19 protein-coding genes are annotated in these 17,446 nt (G+C 70.0%); 4 read left to right on the top strand and 15 right to left on the bottom strand.

What is annotated here, in order from left to right; genetic code table 11:
* Nucleotides 1–24 precede the first annotated feature (24 nt).
* The 10 genes from D7044_RS15075 to mqnC all read right to left on the bottom strand — a co-directional run bounded on the left by D7044_RS15075 (nucleotide 25) and on the right by mqnC (nucleotide 10,039).
* Nucleotides 25–1,353, bottom strand: coding sequence for an NADH-quinone oxidoreductase subunit D (locus D7044_RS15075; protein WP_120673719.1), 1,329 nt, complete (start codon nucleotides 1,351–1,353; stop codon nucleotides 25–27).
* A gap of 55 nt (nucleotides 1,354–1,408) precedes the next feature.
* Nucleotides 1,409–2,146 carry an NADH-quinone oxidoreductase subunit C gene (locus D7044_RS15070; RefSeq protein WP_120673720.1) on the bottom strand — a complete coding sequence of 246 codons (738 nt, stop codon included), beginning with the start codon at nucleotides 2,144–2,146 and terminating at the stop codon, nucleotides 1,409–1,411.
* Complete coding sequence (locus D7044_RS15065) at nucleotides 2,143–2,823, bottom strand: NuoB/complex I 20 kDa subunit family protein (RefSeq protein WP_120673721.1); 681 nt, start codon at nucleotides 2,821–2,823, stop codon at nucleotides 2,143–2,145. Before D7044_RS15065 ends, D7044_RS15070 begins: the two co-directional genes overlap by 4 nt.
* 14 nt (nucleotides 2,824–2,837) lie before the next feature.
* The gene (locus tag D7044_RS15060; RefSeq protein WP_076469129.1) at nucleotides 2,838–3,203 is read right to left on the bottom strand and encodes an NADH-quinone oxidoreductase subunit A; all 366 of its coding nucleotides are present in this window, start codon (nucleotides 3,201–3,203) and stop codon (nucleotides 2,838–2,840) included.
* A gap of 133 nt (nucleotides 3,204–3,336) precedes the next feature.
* Nucleotides 3,337–4,614, bottom strand: coding sequence for a geranylgeranyl reductase family protein (locus tag D7044_RS15055; protein WP_120689318.1), 1,278 nt, complete (start codon nucleotides 4,612–4,614; stop codon nucleotides 3,337–3,339).
* Nucleotides 4,615–4,820: 206 nt separating this feature from the next.
* Complete coding sequence (locus D7044_RS15050; protein ID WP_120673723.1) at nucleotides 4,821–5,045, bottom strand: hypothetical protein; 225 nt, start codon at nucleotides 5,043–5,045, stop codon at nucleotides 4,821–4,823.
* A gap of 76 nt (nucleotides 5,046–5,121) precedes the next feature.
* The gene (locus D7044_RS15045) at nucleotides 5,122–5,829 is read right to left on the bottom strand and encodes a demethylmenaquinone methyltransferase (protein ID WP_120673724.1); all 708 of its coding nucleotides are present in this window, start codon (nucleotides 5,827–5,829) and stop codon (nucleotides 5,122–5,124) included.
* 102 nt (nucleotides 5,830–5,931) lie between these two features.
* Nucleotides 5,932–7,155, bottom strand: a complete 1,224-nt coding sequence (locus D7044_RS15040; RefSeq protein ID WP_120689317.1) for an LPXTG cell wall anchor domain-containing protein — start codon at nucleotides 7,153–7,155, stop codon at nucleotides 5,932–5,934.
* Nucleotides 7,156–7,372: 217 nt separating this feature from the next.
* Nucleotides 7,373–8,581, bottom strand: coding sequence for a hypothetical protein (locus tag D7044_RS15035; RefSeq protein ID WP_120689316.1), 1,209 nt, complete (start codon nucleotides 8,579–8,581; stop codon nucleotides 7,373–7,375).
* A 267-nt stretch (nucleotides 8,582–8,848) separates the two neighbouring features.
* Nucleotides 8,849–10,039: a cyclic dehypoxanthinyl futalosine synthase gene (gene mqnC, locus D7044_RS15030; RefSeq protein WP_120689315.1), complete on the bottom strand. Its 1,191-nt coding sequence runs from the start codon at nucleotides 10,037–10,039 to the stop codon at nucleotides 8,849–8,851.
* 187 nt (nucleotides 10,040–10,226) lie between these two features.
* On the opposite strand from mqnC, the gene D7044_RS15025 reads away from it, so the two are divergent.
* Both D7044_RS15025 and D7044_RS15020 read left to right on the top strand, forming a co-directional pair.
* Nucleotides 10,227–10,622 carry a hypothetical protein gene (locus tag D7044_RS15025; RefSeq protein ID WP_120689314.1) on the top strand — a complete coding sequence of 132 codons (396 nt, stop codon included), beginning with the start codon at nucleotides 10,227–10,229 and terminating at the stop codon, nucleotides 10,620–10,622.
* Between the two features lie 38 nt (nucleotides 10,623–10,660).
* Nucleotides 10,661–11,188 (top strand): hypothetical protein, encoded by a 528-nt coding sequence (locus D7044_RS15020; RefSeq protein ID WP_147434671.1) that lies wholly within the window; start codon nucleotides 10,661–10,663, stop codon nucleotides 11,186–11,188.
* Nucleotides 11,189–11,312: 124 nt separating this feature from the next.
* On the opposite strand, the gene paaE is transcribed toward D7044_RS15020, so the two are convergent.
* From paaE to paaA, 5 genes are all read right to left on the bottom strand, one after another.
* A complete protein-coding gene (paaE, locus tag D7044_RS15015; RefSeq protein ID WP_120673731.1) occupies nucleotides 11,313–12,422 on the bottom strand; it encodes a 1,2-phenylacetyl-CoA epoxidase subunit PaaE in 1,110 nt (369 codons plus the stop codon).
* Nucleotides 12,419–12,892, bottom strand: a complete 474-nt coding sequence (gene paaD / locus D7044_RS15010; protein ID WP_120673732.1) for a 1,2-phenylacetyl-CoA epoxidase subunit PaaD — start codon at nucleotides 12,890–12,892, stop codon at nucleotides 12,419–12,421. Before paaD ends, paaE begins: the two co-directional genes overlap by 4 nt.
* Nucleotides 12,893–12,938: 46 nt before the next feature.
* Nucleotides 12,939–13,664, bottom strand: a complete 726-nt coding sequence (paaC, locus tag D7044_RS15005; protein WP_120689312.1) for a 1,2-phenylacetyl-CoA epoxidase subunit PaaC — start codon at nucleotides 13,662–13,664, stop codon at nucleotides 12,939–12,941.
* 76 nt (nucleotides 13,665–13,740) lie between these two features.
* Complete coding sequence (gene paaB / locus D7044_RS15000; RefSeq protein ID WP_120673734.1) at nucleotides 13,741–14,025, bottom strand: 1,2-phenylacetyl-CoA epoxidase subunit PaaB; 285 nt, start codon at nucleotides 14,023–14,025, stop codon at nucleotides 13,741–13,743.
* Nucleotides 14,022–15,092 (bottom strand): 1,2-phenylacetyl-CoA epoxidase subunit PaaA, encoded by a 1,071-nt coding sequence (gene paaA / locus D7044_RS14995; RefSeq protein WP_120689311.1) that lies wholly within the window; start codon nucleotides 15,090–15,092, stop codon nucleotides 14,022–14,024. Before paaA ends, paaB begins: the two co-directional genes overlap by 4 nt.
* A gap of 382 nt (nucleotides 15,093–15,474) precedes the next feature.
* On the opposite strand from paaA, the gene D7044_RS14990 reads away from it, so the two are divergent.
* Both D7044_RS14990 and D7044_RS14985 read left to right on the top strand, forming a co-directional pair.
* Nucleotides 15,475–16,464 (top strand): hypothetical protein, encoded by a 990-nt coding sequence (locus D7044_RS14990; protein ID WP_120673736.1) that lies wholly within the window; start codon nucleotides 15,475–15,477, stop codon nucleotides 16,462–16,464.
* The gene (locus tag D7044_RS14985) at nucleotides 16,464–17,399 is read left to right on the top strand and encodes a serine hydrolase (RefSeq protein ID WP_120689310.1); all 936 of its coding nucleotides are present in this window, start codon (nucleotides 16,464–16,466) and stop codon (nucleotides 17,397–17,399) included. Before D7044_RS14990 ends, D7044_RS14985 begins: the two co-directional genes overlap by 1 nt.
* The last annotated feature ends 47 nt before the right edge of the window (nucleotides 17,400–17,446 follow it).

The following is a 17,446-nucleotide window of genomic DNA, read 5'->3' as shown; positions in this document are numbered from 1 at the left end:
GGCTCGCAAGCTCACTCCTCGCGCTCACCGGTCACAACCTCCCATTACCGGGTCCAGCGAGGCGCCACCGGCGATCACGTCGGCGATCAGGCCGCCCTCGGCCATCGCCGGGAGCGCCTGGAGGTTGACGAAGCTCGGCTCCCGGTAGTGCACCCGGTAGGGCCGGGTCCCACCGTCGGAGACCGCGTGCACGCCCAGCTCGCCGCGGGGTGACTCGATGCCCACGTACACCTGGCCGGGCGGGACGCGGAAGCCCTCGGTGACCAGCTTGAAGTGGTGGATCAGCGACTCCATCGACTGACCCATGATCTTCGCGACGTGCTCGAGCGAGTTGCCCATCCCGTCGACGCCGATGGCCAGCTGGGCCGGCCAGGCGATCTTCCGGTCGGCGACCATCACCGGTCCCGGCTTGGCCAGCCGGTCCACCGCCTGCTCGACGATCTTCATCGACTCGCGGATCTCGGCGAGGCGCACCTGGTAGCGGCCCCACACGTCGCCGCCGGTGTGCGTCGGGACGTCGAACTCGTACGTCTCGTAGCCGCAGTACGGCATGGTCTTGCGCAGGTCCCAGGCGAGACCGGCGGAGCGCAGCACCGGGCCGGTCACGCCGAGCGCCAGGCAGGCGGTCACGTCGAGCACCGCCACGTTCTTCGTACGCTCGGTCCAGATCGGCTGGCCGGAGAGGAGGTCCTCGTACTCCTTGAGCCGCTTGGGCAGCAGTGCGAGAAGCTCGCGGATCTTGATGATCGCGTCGTCCGGCACGTCCTGCGCCACGCCGCCGGGGCGGACGTACGCGTGGTTCATCCGCAGGCCGGTGATGAGCTCGAAGATCTCGAGGATGTACTCCCGCTCGCGGAAGCCGTACAGCATGATCGAGATGGCGCCGAGCTCCATGCCCGTGGTGGCCAGCCAGACCAGGTGCGAGGAGATCCGGTTGAGCTCCATCATGAGCACGCGGATGGTGTTGGCCCGCTCGGTGATGTCGTCGGTGATGCCGAGCAGCTTCTCCACCGCGAGCGAGTACGCCGTCTCGTTGAACAGCGGCGCGAGGTAGTCCATCCGGGTCACGAAGGTGCTGCCCTGGACCCACGTGCGGTACTCGAGGTTCTTCTCGATCCCGGTGTGCAGGTAGCCGATGACGGAACGGGCCTCCCGGACCGTCTCGCCCTCCAGCTCCAGGACCAGCCGCAGCACGCCGTGCGTGGACGGGTGCTGCGGACCCATGTTGACGACGATCCGCTCGTCGTTGATCGGGTCGGTGCCGGAGACTACCGAGTCCCAGTCTCCACCGGTGACGGTGAAGACCTTGCCCTCGGTGGTCTCCCGCTCGGTCGCGTAGTTGGAAGTGGTCACTGGTACGACCTCCACTTGTCCGGGCCGCTGGCGGTACTGCGAATCTCGGCGCCCGTCACTGGTACGACCTCCGCTTGTCCGGCGGTGGAATCTCGGCGCCCTTGTACTCGACCGGCACACCGCCGAGCGGGTAGTCCTTGCGCTGCGGGTGCCCCTCCCAGTCGTCCGGCATGAGGATCCGGGTCAGGTTGGGGTGACCGTCGAAGACGATCCCGAACATGTCGTAGGCCTCGCGCTCCTGCCAGTCCGCCGTCGGGTAGGTCGCGGTGACGCTGGGCAGGTGCGGGTTCTCGGCGGGTACGGCGGCCTCCAGCCGGACCCGGCGGCGGTACGTCATCGAGGTGAGCTGGTAGACCACGTGCAGCCGGCGCTCGTCCGCGCCGAGGTAGTCCACGCCCGACACCGAGGAGCAGAGCTCGAAGCGGAGCGCCAGGTCGTCGCGCATCACCTGGCAGACCTCGGCGATCCGCTCGGGGCGGACGTGCAGGGTCAGCTCGCCCCGGTCGACCACGACCTTCTCGATCGCGTCGGCGAAGCCCGGGTACGCCTCCTCCAGCGCGTCGTGGACCTCGTCGAAGTAGCTCCCGAACGGCCGCGACGCGCCCGTGATCGGCTGGCGCGGGCGGACCAGGCCGCCGAAGCCGGAGACGTCGCCGGAGCCCTGGTTGCCGAACATGCCGCGCCCGGCCGGGCTGGACGGCGGGTGCTCGGCGGGGGCGCCGCTGGTGGCCCCGGCGGGGGTCACCGGCACGGGCACACCGCCGCCGTTCGGCTTGTCGTGAGGTGAGGTCACTTCTTCATGCCCCCGTACTGCTGAAGATGGTTCTGGGTCTGCATCCAGTTCTCGATCCGCAGCTGCTCCTCGCGGCCCTCACGGACGGCCTTCGTCCACTCGGCACGGCGGGTCTTGTCGCTGCGGTACGACGACGGCATCGAGCCGTAGGGGACGACCGGGACGTCGCCGCGCTCCTTGCGCGCCTCGAGCATCCGGCGGCCGTTCGGACCCAGCGGCTCGTGCATGATCTTCTCGCGGAGCTTGAGGATCGCGTCGATGAGCATCTCCGGCCGAGGCGGGCAGCCGGGAAGGTACATGTCCACCGGCACCACGTGGTCGACGCCCTGCACGATCGCGTAGTTGTTGAACATGCCGCCGCTGCTGGCGCAGACGCCCATGGAGAGCACCCAGCGCGGCTCCGCCATCTGGTCGTAGATCTGGCGCAGCACCGGGGCCATCTTCTGACTGACCCGACCGGCCACGATCATCAGGTCCGCCTGGCGGGGCGAGGCGCGGAAGACCTCCATGCCCCAGCGGCCCATGTCGTAGTGCGGGCCGCCGGCCGCCATCATCTCGATGGCGCAGCAGGCGAGGCCGAACGTGGCGCCCCAGACGGACGACTTGCGGGACCAGTTGACGAGCTTCTCCACCGAGGTCAGCAGGATGCCGGCGGGGAGCTTCTCCTCGATGCCCATCTGACGTTCCTTCCTCAGTCCCAGTCCAGGCCGCCGCGCCGCCACACGTAGGCGTACGCGACGAAGACCGCGACGATGAACAGGACCATCTCCACGAAGCCGAAGATCGGCAGGGCGTCGAACGAGACCGCCCAGGGGTAGAGGAAGATGATCTCGATGTCGAAGACGATGAAGAGCATCGCCGTCAGGTAGAACTTGATCGGGAAACGCCCGCCGCCCACCGGCTGCGGACTGGGCTCGATGCCGCACTCGTACGCCTCGAGTTTGGCCTTGTTGTAACGCCGGGGGCCGGCGAAGCGGGCGGCGGCCACGGAGAACAGCGCGAACGCCGCGGCGAGGGCGAACAGCCCGATGATGGGTGCGTAAGGCGAGAGCGACATCTTCTTCTCCTGCTCGTCCTTCCCTGCCCTCGTTGACGAGAATCACACTATTCACGTCCCCCGAAGCCTTCGCCGCCGGGGGGCGGGTCCGTCCATCCCGTCCGGTCCCTTCGCAGGTCACCGGCCGTCGATGTCACACCGCTGGGGCCACCTTCGTCATCGCATTGATGACCCGGTCCATCGCGTCCCCGCCGCGCGGGTCGGTCAGGTTGGCCAGCAGCTTGAGTACGAAGCGCATCAGCGTCGGATGCGGCATGCCGTGCTTCGTCGCCAGCCGCATGATCTCGGGGCGACCGATGAGCTTCACGAAGACGCCACCGAGCCGGTAGTAGCCGCCGAAGCGCGCCTTCAGCTCGGCCGGGTACGCCTGCAACGCCCGCTCGCGTTCGACGCCGGCCGGCCGGGCCAGCGCCTGCACGACGACCTCCGCGGCGAGTTCGCCGGACTCCATGGCGTACGCGATGCCCTCGCCGTTGAACGGGTTGACCATGCCGCCGGAGTCACCGACCAGCAGCACCCCACGGGTGTAGTGCGGCACGCGGTTGAAGCCCATCGGCAGCGCGGCGCCGAGGATCGGACCGTCCGCATTGGCCTCGTCGGTCATCCCCCAGTCCTCCGGGGTGTTCGCCAGCCAGTCGGTGAGCAGGCGACGGTAGTTGGTCTTCCCGAACGCGGAGGACGAGTTGAGCACGCCGAGGCCCACGTTCACCCGGCCGTCGCCGAGGCCGAAGATCCAGCCGTAGCCGGGCAGCAGGTTCTCCCCGCTCTCCTTGCTCCGCAGTTCGAGCCAGGACTCCAGGTAGTCGTCGTCGTGCTTGGCCGGCGAGCGGTAGTAGCGCCGCACGGCCACCCCGATCGGCCGGTCCTCGCGCTTGGCCAGCCCGAGCGCGAGCGGGAAGCGGCCGGAGACGCCGTCGGCCGCGACCACGAGCGGGGCGTGGAAGGTGGCGGGGGCCTTCTCCGGGCCCACCTCGGCCTGCACGCCGATCACGCGGTCGTCGGCGTCGAGCACCGGGCCGATGACGTTGGTGCCCGTGCGCAGCGTGGCGCCGGCGGCGATGGCCCGCTCGGCGAGCAGCTGGTCGAAGTCCATCCGGGTGCGGACCAGGCCGTAGTTGGGGAAGCTCGCGAGATCGGGCCAGTCCAGCTCCAGCCGGATGCCGCCGCCGATCACCCGCAGGCCCCGGTTGTGCAGCCAACCCGCCTCAGGCGACGTGTCGACGCCCATCCTGAGCAGCTGGCGCACAGCGCGCGGGGTCAACCCGTCGCCGCAGACCTTCTCCCGGGGAAACTCGGTCTTCTCCAGCAGCAACACCCGCACCCCGTGCTGGGCCAGGTGGTACGCCGTGGCCGAGCCACCGGGACCGGCGCCCACGACGATCACGTCGGCGTCATGCTCCACCGCGGACATCCGCGCCTCCTCCCGCCTGCTCGTGAAATGCTTCACAAGCCAACCGCTGGGAGTCTATGACCGACGTCTCATCCGCGCTTGACCAGGGGTGCCTAAGTTGCGGATGTGACACCTGGGAGCGCATCGAGCGCGCTCGGTGTCAGGGCGGCTCGACGTGAATCCCGTCGAACCGGGGCGCGCACCCGGCGGCGATCCGGCCACCGGACCTAGGCGCGGCTGGGGGCGTCGAGGCCCGCGTCGACACGGATCGTTTCGGGGAGGTGGTCGCGCAGCGCGCCGCCCGCGGCGCGGTCGAGCGCGGCGAGGACCTCGGCCACCACCTGACGGACGTCCGCCGGATCGGCGCCGGCCAACTCCCGCAGCTGCGCGATGAGTTCGGCCGCGTCGTCGTCGGTGGCCTGCACCCGGTCCGCCGGCTCTGGTCCCGTCATGGGGGCGAGCTTACGGCGCAAAGTGGACTAAAAACGGATGTTCACGAAAATCTGCCGAGGCGTGCGACGCGGCGAGTTACTCGCGGACCGCCCGGTGCAGGGCGACGATGCCGCCGGTCAGATTGCGCCAGGCCACCTTCTGCCAACCCGCCGCACCGACCTTCGCGGCGAGCGCCGCCTGATCCGGCCAGGCCCGGATCGACTCGGCCAGGTAGACGTACGCGTCGGGGTTGCTGGAGACCGTGCGCGCCACCGCCGGCAGCGAGCGCATCAGGTAGGAGAGGTAGACGGTGCGGAACGCCGGGTTGACCGGGGTGCTGAACTCACAGACCACCAGCCGACCGCCCGGCCGGGTGACCCGGGCCAGCTCACGCAGCGCGGCATCAGGGTCGGTGACGTTGCGCAGCGCGAAGGAGATGGTCACCGCGTCGAAGCTCCCGTCGGCGAACGGCAGCCGCAGCGCGTCCCCGGCCAGCAGCGGCACGCTGGGCCGGCTGCGCTTGCCGGCGTAGAGCATGCCGAGCGAGAGATCAGCACCGACCGCGTACGCCCCGGACTGGGCCAGCTCCTCGGTGGAGACCCCCGTGCCGGCGCCCACGTCGAGCACCCGCTCGCCGGGGCGCAGCCCGAGCGCGGCCCGGGTGGCCCGCCGCCAGGGCCGGTCCTGCCCGAAGGAGAGGACCGTGTTCGTCAGGTCGTAGCGCGCCGCCACGCCGTCGAACATCGCGGCGACCTCGTGCGGCTGCTTGTCCAGGCTGGCGCGCCGGCCGTGTGGGGTGCTCACCCCTCCACTCTGCCAGCCACCCTCGGCCCGGCGGCCGGTGGGTTCGGCGTACACGAAGGGGCGGGGTGGCCTGCGCCACCCCGCCCCTTTCAGTGGTACGCGTCAGTCGGTCGACTTCTCGTCGCCCGGCGCCACCAGCACGACCCGGCGCCGCCGCGCCGCGAAGAGCAGCGCGCCACCGGCCAGCAGGATCGCCCCGCCGATGCCGCCGATCAGGCTGACCTGCACACCGGTCACCGGCAGACCGCCGTCACCGCCACCGCCACCGCCCGGCGACGGGGTCGCGGTGGCGCCCGGCGTGGGGGTCCCGGTCGGCGTGACCGTGGGCGTCGGGGTCGGGGTCGGGGTGGGCTGCCCCGGCAGCTCCACGAACGCCTCGAAGATGGCCTGGTTGTCGCCGAGGTCCACCTCGGTGAAGGTCCTGCGCTGCTGCGCGGTGGCGAGCCGCGGCTGCTCCGCCGCCGGGCCCTCGGCCGCGTCCAGCCCCTGCGCGAAGAGCTCACCCTCCTTGAGCACCGGCTCGGTGACGTCCTCGCCGACCTTCACCCGGACGTCCGCGGTGTAGTACTCGCCCGGCTTGAGCACCGCACCGGTGTCCTCGCAGAGCAGCTGGGCCTTGCCGACGACCTGCTGTTCGAGGCAGCCCTCCGGCTTCTGCACGAAGCTCACACCCGCCGGCACGGTCAGGACGTACGAGATGCCCGTCGCCTTGCGGCTGCCGTCGTTGTAGACGGCCCAGTCCAGCGGCACCGTCTCGCCGCGCGGCACCGGCTTCAGATTCGGCTCGTCCTGGACCGCGCCGTTCACCACGACGTTCGCCTGCACGTCCTGCACCCAGGAGGTCAGGTCGTAGCCGGGCTTCGTCACGGTGAGGTCGTGCTCGACCTTGTCACCGGTCGCGTTGGCGGCGATGACCTCGACCGTCAACGTTCCGGCAGCGCCCTTGCCGCCCTTGGAGAAGAGCGGGATGCCGAAGTCCTCGGTGGTCCCGCCGCGCAGGTCGCCGAGGACGCAGGTGAAGGCGGTACCGGTCAGGTCGCAGCCCTCCGGCACGACGAAACCGACCTTCTTCGGCTTCAGCCCCGCCGTCTCGACCTTGACCGTGACACTCTTCGCGTCGACCGCGCTCGAATTGGCCACCTGGAACTTCATCGGCTTGGCCTTGGCCTCCTTGACGCCCTTGGCCAGGTCGTAGCTGAGCGGGACGAGGGCGAGCTCTGCCTGGTCGTCGGCGTGGGCCGGGGCGGCCACGGCGGCCAGGCCGCCGGCCACGATCAGGGCCACGGCCCCGGCGCGCGCCAGGGCGGAGCGGTGGAACGGTCTCATTGGTCCCCCGGGGGTGAGGAGAAAAGAAGAAAGTAAATAGAGGTGGCTTCACGAACCCGAGCGGACGTTATCGAACGCCGATGTGCCGCGCCAGCATCGCCGCTGCGAATTCATCCGTCCGTCCGGGGTGGGACGAACGGTGCGGCAGGGATGATCACCCATCCCGCCGCGCCACCCGCATCCGCCGAGCCGTCCCCGCGGCTGCGGGTGCCGGGCCTCAGGCCGCCGGCTGCTCATCCTGCGGCGCGACCAGCACCACCCGGCGCCGGCGTGCGACCAGGATCAGCACGACACCGGCGAACAGCACGGACACCCCGATCCCCCCGATGAGTCGGGCCTGCGGACCGGTCACCGGCAGACCGCCGACGTCACCACCGCCGCCACCCTCGCCGGGTCCGCCGCCGGCGGCGGCCGTGACCACCGCCGCGAACTCGTCGGTGTTGTCACTGGCATCGACATCGTCCGGGATCGGCGGCAGGTTGGACACCTTGCGCACGTACGAGGGCAGGGCGGCAGCCCGACGCGCCGCCTCCTCATCCGGGGGGCGGGTGAAGTTGGTTCCCGACACCGTCACCGTGCCACCGGAGTAGGTCGCCGGCGCGTCCAGATCGGAGGCGACCCGGACCGGGAAGACGATCTGCACGCCCTCCCGCGACGTCAGGTTGCCGGGCTCGATCAGGCAGGTCATCGTCCGCAGATCGGCGCTGGTCCCGCAGTCACCGTCGCGCTCCTCGAAGGTGAGGCCCGCCGGCACCGTCATGCGCAGCGACAGCGTCATCGCGAACCAGTCGCCCTGGTTGACGACGTACGCGGAGGCCACCGTCCGATCGCCCGGATTGAGCGGGGCGGACTGCGGGTCGTCGTCGAACGCGTCGGCCGGATCGATCTCGCGGGTGATGTCCGGCGCCACGATCGTCAGGTCGCCGCCGCTCACCGTGGCGAGTTCGATCACGTGCTCGGCACCGTTGTTCGCCGGATCGGCGTCGGTCAACGGCTTCCCGTCGCTCCACGGCGTGACGGAGACCGCCAGCGTCGCCCGGTACGCCTCGGTGAGCTGGTCGGTGGTCTTGATGACCAGCAGCGGCAGCTCGACCGTCTCCCCCGGCCCGGGGATCTGCTCCCCGCGCAGCGGGCAGCTCCAGCGCTCGTCCTGCTCGTCACCGTCGACATCGCACTCGTCGAGCAGCGGGTCGATCCGCACCTTGCCGGAGTCGACGTCCCCGGCGTCGTAGTCGAGCGCGAGGAGGTCGGGCGTCACCGTGCCGTGATTGCTGACCTTCACCACGGCGATCTTGTCGGTGCGGTTCGCGGCGAGCCGGGTGCCGACGACGGTGACCCCAACGTCGACGACCGGCTCCTCGGCGTACGCGGGCAGCGCCGGAACGACGAGACCGGCGGCGGCCAGCAGGACGACGACGCCTGCCACGGGTGAACGGCGGAAGGGTGTCATCGGTCCCCCTGGGCCGGGAAGGAGAGGAGCAGCCTCGGACCGAGCGGACGTTATCGAACGTCGATGCGTTACGCCAGCGCGAGGCGGGGAATTCGTCCGTCCGTACCGGTCGCCTCGGGCGGTGTGGGCGCAACTGTCACCCGCACCGCCCACTGCACCCCGGCCGATCTGAACGACCCCAGAAGCGGGACCTGCCCTCCCGGCCACGCCTCGCCGTACCGGCGTGGCGGACCGCGGAACGCGTCAGTTCGCCTGGACCAGCGGCAGGGACTTGCCGACGCCCCCACCGGGCAGGGCGATCGAGGAGAAGTGCGAGACCACCCGGTCGTCGGTCGGGTCGTCCTCCGGCGTCCAGTGCACGGCGAGCCGGTGGTAGAGGGTGTCTCGCTGGGCCGGGATCCGGCCGGCCGTACGGATCATCTCGATCAGCTCGTGCAGGTTGGACCGGTGCCGGGCGCCGGCCGAGGAGATGACGTTCTCCTCCAGCATGATCGAGCCGAGGTCGTCGACCCCCATGTGCAGCGCGAGCTGGCCGACGTCCTTGCCGGTGGTCAGCCAGGAGGCCTGCAGGTGCGGCACGGTCTCGAAGAAGAGCCGGGCCACCGCGATCAGGCGCAGGTACTCCAGCCGGGTCGCCTGGGTACGCCCCTTCAGGTGGTTGTTCTCCGGCTGGTACGTCCACGGGATGAAGGCGCGGAAGCCGCCGGTGCGGTCCTGCACGTCGCGGATCATCCGCAGGTGCTCGATCCGCTCGGCGTTCGTCTCGCCGGTGCCCATCATCATCGTCGCGGTCGACTCGAGACCCTGCCGGTGCGCCAGCTCCATGACCTCCAGCCAGCGCTCGCCGGACTCCTTCAGCGGAGCGATGGCCTTACGCGGCCGCTCGGGCAGCATCTCCGCGCCCGCGCCGGCGATGGAGTCGAGACCGGCCGCCTTGATCCGGGCGATCGCCTCGTCCAGGCTCACCCCGGAGACCTTCGCCATGTGCAGGATCTCGCTCGGGCCGATCGAGTGGATCGCCAGCTGCGGGTAGGCCTGCTTGACCGCGGAGAAGAGCTCCTCGTAGTACTCCACGCCGTACTCCGGGTGGTGCCCACCCTGGAGCATCACCTGGGTGGCGCCCAGGTCGACCGCCTCGCCGCAGCGACGCAGGATCTCCTCCGTCGAGTGGCTCCAGCCCTCGCTGTGCTTCGGCGCGCGGAAGAAGGCGCAGAACTTGCACGCCGTCACGCAGACGTTCGTGTAGTTGATGTTGCGGTCGATCAGGTACGTGACGATGTTGTCCGGATAGCGGCGACGGCGCACGGCGTCGGCCGCCTCACCGAGGGCGTGGAAGGGCGCGTCGGTGTAGAGGAGCAGAGCCTCCTCGGGCGTGATCCGCCCGCCGTCCGCACCGCGCTGCAGGATGTCGTCGATCTCCCGGCTCACCATCACCCCCCGAGCCTACGCCGACCGGCGGATACGGCCTTGGACGGGCGTTCCGGCCGATGAGTGCCCCGAGCCGGGCGGCCAGCAAATCAATTTCAAGATCAGAAACAAGATGTACTCGCCTCGTTGACAAACTTAGGCGACATTCATCTCTATCATATTTACAAACTCCGCTCATCCCTCGGAGGCAGCAATGGGCGACGACGAGCTGGCCCTGAGCATCACGACTCGGTGCCGGGAGGCTGGAGGCCTTACTGAGGCAACTCTCGGCGAACTGCGAGACGAACTCGGTTACAAGAAGCTGGGCCGTTGGGTACTCGCCGAGATCGCGGACGCGCTCAAAGCAGCGGGGCTCGGATTCTTTCCTCCCGACCGGCTCAACGCCGAACTGAACGCCGAGCCACGCCAGTGGCAGACGGTCTGGATCTACCAACGTGATGGCGGGGCACGAGCGAGGGTGATCGACGCCGTTCTTCAGCCCGACGAATGTGATGTGCGAGGCGTACTGGACGGGCTCGGAGCTGGCAACCTGACAGCGCTCAGCCCCGCAGAACGCCTCAGTCGCATTCGCGAGATCGTCAACGCCTGAGCGACCGACAGCCAAGACCTGACGAAAGGAGGCGGATGATGAGCGCTCACATATTCGTGGACGAGACCAAGGAGCGGGGACTTCTCGTCGCCGCCGCCGTCGTCCTCACACGAGATCTCGCACCCGCCCGCAAGGTGATGCGCAGCCTCATCCTGCCCAACCAGCGCCGAATTCACTTCCACAAAGAACGTGACGACAGACGCCGGCAGATCGTCGGTGCGATCAACGGGATCGGTGCACAAGCGGTGATCCTGGATGCAAGTGACCACCCGAACATGAAAGCCGCGCGCGACGCCAGCCTGGTGCGACTTGTCGCCTACGCCGGCAAGATTGGCGCAGCACGGCTGGTCATTGAGCAGGACGACTCGACTATCAAGGCCGATCGCCGACTCTTGTTCGATGAGGTTCAGAAGGCTGGGCTGTCCGACACGGTCCGGTACGACCACCTACGCGCCCACGAGGAGTGTCTGCTCGCGATCCCCGACGCGCTGGCGTGGTGCTGGGCCAAGCGTGGACGCTGGAGGGCGGCCGTTCAGCGGACGGTCGTCGAGTCATATCGGCTGTGAAACGCGAAACCCGGCCCACCCACCGTCCGGAAGGCTGCCGGGTCCACTTCCAAGGGCTACTGCTCCTGGCGGTTAAAGCCTACCTGCACTCATCGTGGCCTACAACCTGCGCGAGACATCGTCCTCACGCGTCGTAGTCGACCACGAGCCTGTCGGTGACCGGGCTCGACTGACACGTCAGCACGTAGCCGGCCGCGATCTCGTCCGGCTCCAGGGCGTAGTTGCGGGCCATCTCGACCTCGCCCTCCACCACCTTCGCCCGGCAGGTCGAACAGACGCCGCCCTTGCAGGCGTACGGCAGCTCGCCGCGAACCTTCAACGCGGCGTCCAGCACCCGTTCGTCGCGGCGCATGGTGAGGCTCGACGAGCGCCCCTCCAGCACGATCGTCACCTCCGTGCCCGCGCCCGCCTCGTCGGCGGGGCGGCGCGGCGGCTCCGGCGGCGCGTCGACGTGGAACAGCTCCGTGTGTACCGCCGACTCCGGCACGCCACGCGCGCCGAGCGTCTCCCGGACGTCGAGCACCATGCCGTACGGGCCGCAGAGGAACCACTCCTCGATGTGGCCACCCGGCACGATCGTCTCCAGCAACCGGCCCATCCGGTCGGCGTCGATCCGGCCGGAGAGCAGCGGCGACTCGCCCTGCTCCCGGGAGAGCACGTGCACCAGGTGCAGCCGGCTGGGGTACCGGTCCTTCAGGTCGGCCAGCTCCTCGGCGAACATCACGGTGTTCGTCCGCCGGTTGCCGTACACCAGGGTGAAGGTGCTGGCCGGCTCCACGGCGAGCGCCGTCGCGACCAGCGCCAGCACCGGGGTGATGCCGGAGCCGGCGACCACTGCGCCGTAGTGGCGGGCGCGACCCGGGTCGAACGCCGACGTGAAGTGACCGAGCGGGGGCAGCACCTCGACGGTCTCGCCGAGCCGCAGCTCCCCGCAGGCAAAGGTGGAGAAGGCCCCACCGGGGACCTCCCGCACGCCGATCCGCAGCCGGCCGTGCCGGGCCAGGTCGTCCGGGGTGGAGCAGATGGAGTACGACCGGCGCACGTCGGTGTCGTCCTCGGCGATCCGCCGGACGGTCAGGTGCTGCCCGGCCCGGAACGCGAAGGTGTCCCGCAACTCCTCGGGCACGGCGAAGGTGATCGCCACGGCGTCGTCGCTGAGCCGGTCGACCGCGGCGACCGGGAGCGGGTGGAAGACGGGCCGGCGACGGACCGGTCGGGTGATGGTGACAGTCACAGCGCCTTCAGGTGGTCGAAGGGTTCGGAGCAGGAGCGGCATCGCCAGAGCGCCTTGCACGCGGTGGAGCCGAAGCGGCTGAGCTGCTCGGTCTCCGGCGAGCCACAGCGGGGGCAGCGCAGGGTGAGGGTGAGGGGTACGACCCCGGGCCGACGCACCGGCTGCGGCGGCGCGATCCCGGCGGCGGCCAGCTTCGACCGGCCGGACTCGGAGATCCAGTCGGTGCTCCACGCCGGGGAGTGGACGGTGCGGACCTCGGCGTCCGGGTGCCCGGCCACGTTCAGCGCGCGGCGGATGTCGGCGCGGATCACGTCCATCGCCGGGCAGCCCGTGTACGTGGGGGTGATGGTGACGACCACCCGGCCGGTCGCCGGATCCTCCTCGACCGACCGCAGGATGCCCAGCTCGTCGATGGTGAGCACCCGGATCTCCGGATCCACCACCGCGGCCGCCGCCTCCCTCGGATTCACCGGTGCCCCGCACGGCGGGTGAGGGCGGCGCCGCGCGTCGCCGTGGTCACCACTTCGCTCCGGGGTGGGCGCGGTGCAGCACCTGCATCTCGGCGAGCAGGTACGACAGGTGCTCGGTGTGCAGGCCGTCCCGCCCGCCGGCCGGCGCCCAGCCGGACTCGGGCCGGGCGAGCGTGGCCTCGGTCAGCACCGCCGTCACGGTGGCGTCGAACTCCGCCCGCAGGGTGGCCGGGTCGACGGGCGCGCCCGGGTCGGGGGTGAAGAGCTCCGCCACGTACGGCCACACCTGGTCGGCGGCCGCCTGCATCCGGCGGTGCGACTCCTCGGTGCCGTCACCGAGCCGCTTCACCCAGAGCGAGGCGTGGTCCAGGTGGTACGCCGACTCCTTGCGCGCCTTGGACCCGATGGCGGCGAGCCGCTCGTCGGCGCACTCCGCGAGCGCGGTGTAGAGCGGCAGCTGGTACGCCGACAGGAAGAGCAGCTTCGCCATGGTGACCGCGAAGTCGTCGTTCGGGAGCTCGACCAGGAGACAGTTGCGGAACTCCCGGTCGTCGCGCAGGTAGGCGAGGGCGTCCTCGTCCCGGCCGGCGCCCTCCAGCTCGCCCGCGTACGTCAGCAGGAGCCGGGCCGCGCCGAGCTGGTCGAGGGCGATGTTCGCCAGCGCGATGTCCTCCTCCATCTCCGGGGCGCGGGTGGTCCACTCGGCCAGCCGCTGCGCGGCGATCAACGCGTCGTCGCCGAGCCGGAGCGCGAACTCGAACGGCCCGTTCACGCTGCCACCTCGCTTCGCTCGGCGCCGGCGTGAAGGGCTCCGCTGCTGAGCCGACCGGTTCGCTCGCTCCGCTCGTTCACAGGTGAGCCACCCCGTCCGGTACGTCGTAGAAGGTCGGGTGGCGGTAGACCTTGTCGGCCGCCGGGTCGAAGAAGGCGTCCTTCTCGTCCGGGCTCGACGCGGTGATCGCGCTCGCCGGCACCACCCAGATCGACACGCCCTCCTGCCGCCGGGTGTAGAGGTCCCGGGCGTTGCGCAGGGCCAGCTCCGCGTCGGGGGCGTGCAGGCTGCCGACGTGGGTGTGCGACAACCCCCGCCGGGCCCGGACGAAGACCTCCCACAGAGGCGACGGATCGGTCACGCTGCCACCTTCTCCTTCTTCTCCGCGGCCCGCTTGCCGGCGTACGCCGCGGCGGCCTCACGTACCCAGGCGCCGTCGGCGTGGGCTCGCCGGCGGTGCGCCATCCGCTCCCGGTTGCACGGTCCGTCGCCCTTGATGACCCGCATCAGCTCGTCGTAGTCGGGCTGGGTGTAGTCGTACGCCTGCCGCTCGTCGTTCCAGCGCAGGCCCGGGTCGGGGATGGTCAGGCCGAGGATCTCGGCCTGCTGCACGCACATGTCGACGAAGCGCTGCCGCAGCTCGTCGTTCGAGAAGCGCTTGATCTTCCAGGCCATCGACTGCGTGGAGTGCGTCGACTCACCGTCGGGCGGGCCGAACATCGCCAGCGACGGGTACCACCAGCGGTCCAGCGCGTCCTGGGCCATCGCCTTCTGCTCGGGGGTGCCGTGCGCCAGCGTGTGCAGGATCTCGTAGCCCTGCCGCTGGTGGAACGACTCCTCCTTGCAGATGCGGATCATCGCCCGGGCGTACGGCCCGTAGGAGCACCGGCACAGCGGCACCTGGTTGACGATCGCCGCGCCGTCGACAAGCCAGCCGATGGCGCCGACGTCGGCCCAGGTGAGCGTCGGGTAGTTGAAGATGGAGCTGTACTTCTGCCGGCCGTCGAGGAGCAGGTCGACCAGCTCGTCGCGGCTGATTCCGAGGGTCTCGGCGGCGGCGTAGAGGTAGAGCCCGTGCCCGGCCTCGTCCTGGACCTTGGCGAGCAGGATCGCCTTGCGCTTGAGCGACGGTGCCCGGCTGATCCAGTTTCCTTCGGGCTGCATGCCGATGATCTCGGAGTGGGCGTGCTGGGCGATCTGCCGGATCAGCGTCTTGCGGTACGCCTCCGGCATCCAGTCGCGGGGCTCGATCTTCTGGTCGGCCTCGACGATCTCGGCGAAGAACCCCGCCAGGTCGTCGTCGGACGCGGGCAGGCCCCGCCGCTGCCGGGCCGCCGCCTCCCGCAGCGCGGCCTCGGCCGCCTCGACCTCTCCGAGCAGGCCGCCGCCGGATGCCTCCTCCGGGGCGCCGAAGTCGTTGCCATACATGACGACAAGTGTTACAGCTCGCGCCCGAAGACACCAGGGGGTGTAACAGGAATCCGAGGACGACTTCCGAATCGAATCGCCTCCTCCGCCGGGACGCGCTTACGGAACTTTTACGGACAGTCGGGATAACCTGCGTGTCGAAACAAACATGAACATTCGCAGAAGCCGCATAACCGTTCGATATCCCGTCTTCACCGCAACTTGCCAGGCGCCAGCACTGGCATATCGCATTTGCGGACGTAGACTTTCGACGTCACACCGATCGGCCGGCGACGATCACCGTCCCCAACAGGTCGTGGGCCTTCCCGACCTGGGCGATCAGCCGGTCCGTGCGGACAGCAAGCCGGTCCCCCCGGCCCTGACACCTGGAGTTCACCGACTCATGCGTTCCCGCGTGACCATGGTGCTCGCCGTCGCAGCAGTAGTCCTCGGTAGCGCCCTGCTCGTTCCGACCGCGTACGCCCGCCTCTCCGGCGGAGACGGCGGCGGCAGCAGTGGCGGCAGTGGCGGGGCCGACGTCGCCGCGCCCGCGCCCAGCCCACCACCGCCGCCAACCCTGGCCGCCGGCCCGGTCTCGGTGGACTTCGACGGTGACTTCTTCTCGTGGGCCCTGATGGACCGGAAGACCGGCAACATCTCCGGCGCGAAGAACATGACCTCGACCAGCTCGACCGAGTCGATGATCAAGGCGTGGATCGTCAGCGACTACCTGCGCCAGTTCGGCGACAAGAAGAAGCCGTCGGCCGGCATGTTGGCGATGGCGAGCGCCGCCATCCGGAAGAGCGACGACGGCGCGGCCGACAAGATCTACTTCGCCGCCGGCGGCTCGTACCGAGTCAGTGCCGGCGGCGCGCCGAACCCGGTGATCCAGCGGGCGATCAAGATCTGCGGCCTCACCGACACCGAGCGCGGCGCCGTGAAGAAGTACGAGGGCTACTGGAGCTTCACCCAAATGTCCCCCCGGGACGCCGTCCGGCTCGGTGACTGCATCGCCGACGGCAAGGCGGCCGGGCCCAAGTGGACCAAGTGGGTGCTCGACGAGATGAGCAAGGTCAGCGGCAGCGTCTCCGACCAGCACGAGACGTACGGCGGCGGCAAGTGGGGGATCGTCGACGGCCTGCCGGCGTCGATCAAGGCACAGGGGCCGGTCAGCATCAAGAACGGCTGGACCCGGCTCGGCTACGACGGCAACTGGCACGTGAACTGCCTCGCCGTCACCGACAAGTGGAGCCTCGCCGTCATGATGCGCTACCCGGCCGGTCGCAGCCTCTCCTACGGAGCGAGGACCTGCGCCAGCGTCGCCACCCAGCTGGTGACCCCGCAGCCCGGCGCGGTGCTGAAGGTGCCGCAGCAACCGGCCGGAAAGCTCTGATGGCCGGCGACCAGCAGAGGCGCGAGCCGTCCCCGCTACGACTGCTCGCCATCGCGGTGATCCTCATCGGGCTGGTGCTCGCCGGGCTGCGCCTGGTGCCCGGCTCGCCGTTCGGGGACCAGGCCGCCGCGACGTGGGACGTGGGCGCGGGCACGGCCGACGGCACCCGAGTGGACGACGCAGCCGGCCGTAGCGACCGGCCCTCGGCGGAGCCGAGCCCGTCCCTGCCGCCGCTGCCGTTCGAGGCCAAGGATCTCGACCTCGACATCGAGGGCTGGTACGGCTGGGCCGTCCTGGACCGACGGACCGGCGAGATCATCGGCTCGAAGGACATGAACAAGACGAGCACCACCGCGTCGCTCATCAAGTCCTGGATCATCGCCGACTACCTGCGCCGGGCCGACGAGAAGGGGCAGACGCCGAGCGACGCCAAGCTGGCCGACGCCACGCTGGTCATCCGGGACAGCGACAACACCCGCGCCGAGCAGTTCTACAACAACGTCGGACGCTCCGCCTCGATCAAGCGGGCGATCTCGATGTGCGGCCTCACGGACAGCGGCGTCGCCCCCGACGGCGGCTGGAGCCGCACGGCCCTCTCCCCTCGGGACGTCGCCCGCCTCGGCAACTGCATCGCCGAGGGCAAGGCCGCGGGGCCCGAGTGGACGGACTGGCTGCTCAACGAGATGCGCCAGGTGCGTGGTGCGGGTGACTTCGGCATCCGGAAGGCGTTCCCGGCCGCCGAGCGGAAGCAGATCGCCATCAAGAACGGGTGGATCGACCGGACCCAGGAGCAGGAGATGCACATCAACTGCCTGGCCATCGGGGACACCTGGACGATGGGCGTGATGGTGCAGTACCCGATCGAGCTGGGCTACGACTACGGCATGAAGAACTGCCAGAAGATCACCGAGGCGTTGCTCCGCCCCGGCGTCTGACGCCGCTCGCGCCGTCCGGTCGGCACCCGGTCGGCTCGCTCCGCTCC

This window comes from Micromonospora musae (assembly GCF_003626635.1).
GTDB lineage: Bacteria > Actinomycetota > Actinomycetes > Mycobacteriales > Micromonosporaceae > Micromonospora > Micromonospora musae.
Note: the sequence above shows the minus strand (reverse complement) of the source record. Positions and strands in the feature narration are given on the sequence as shown.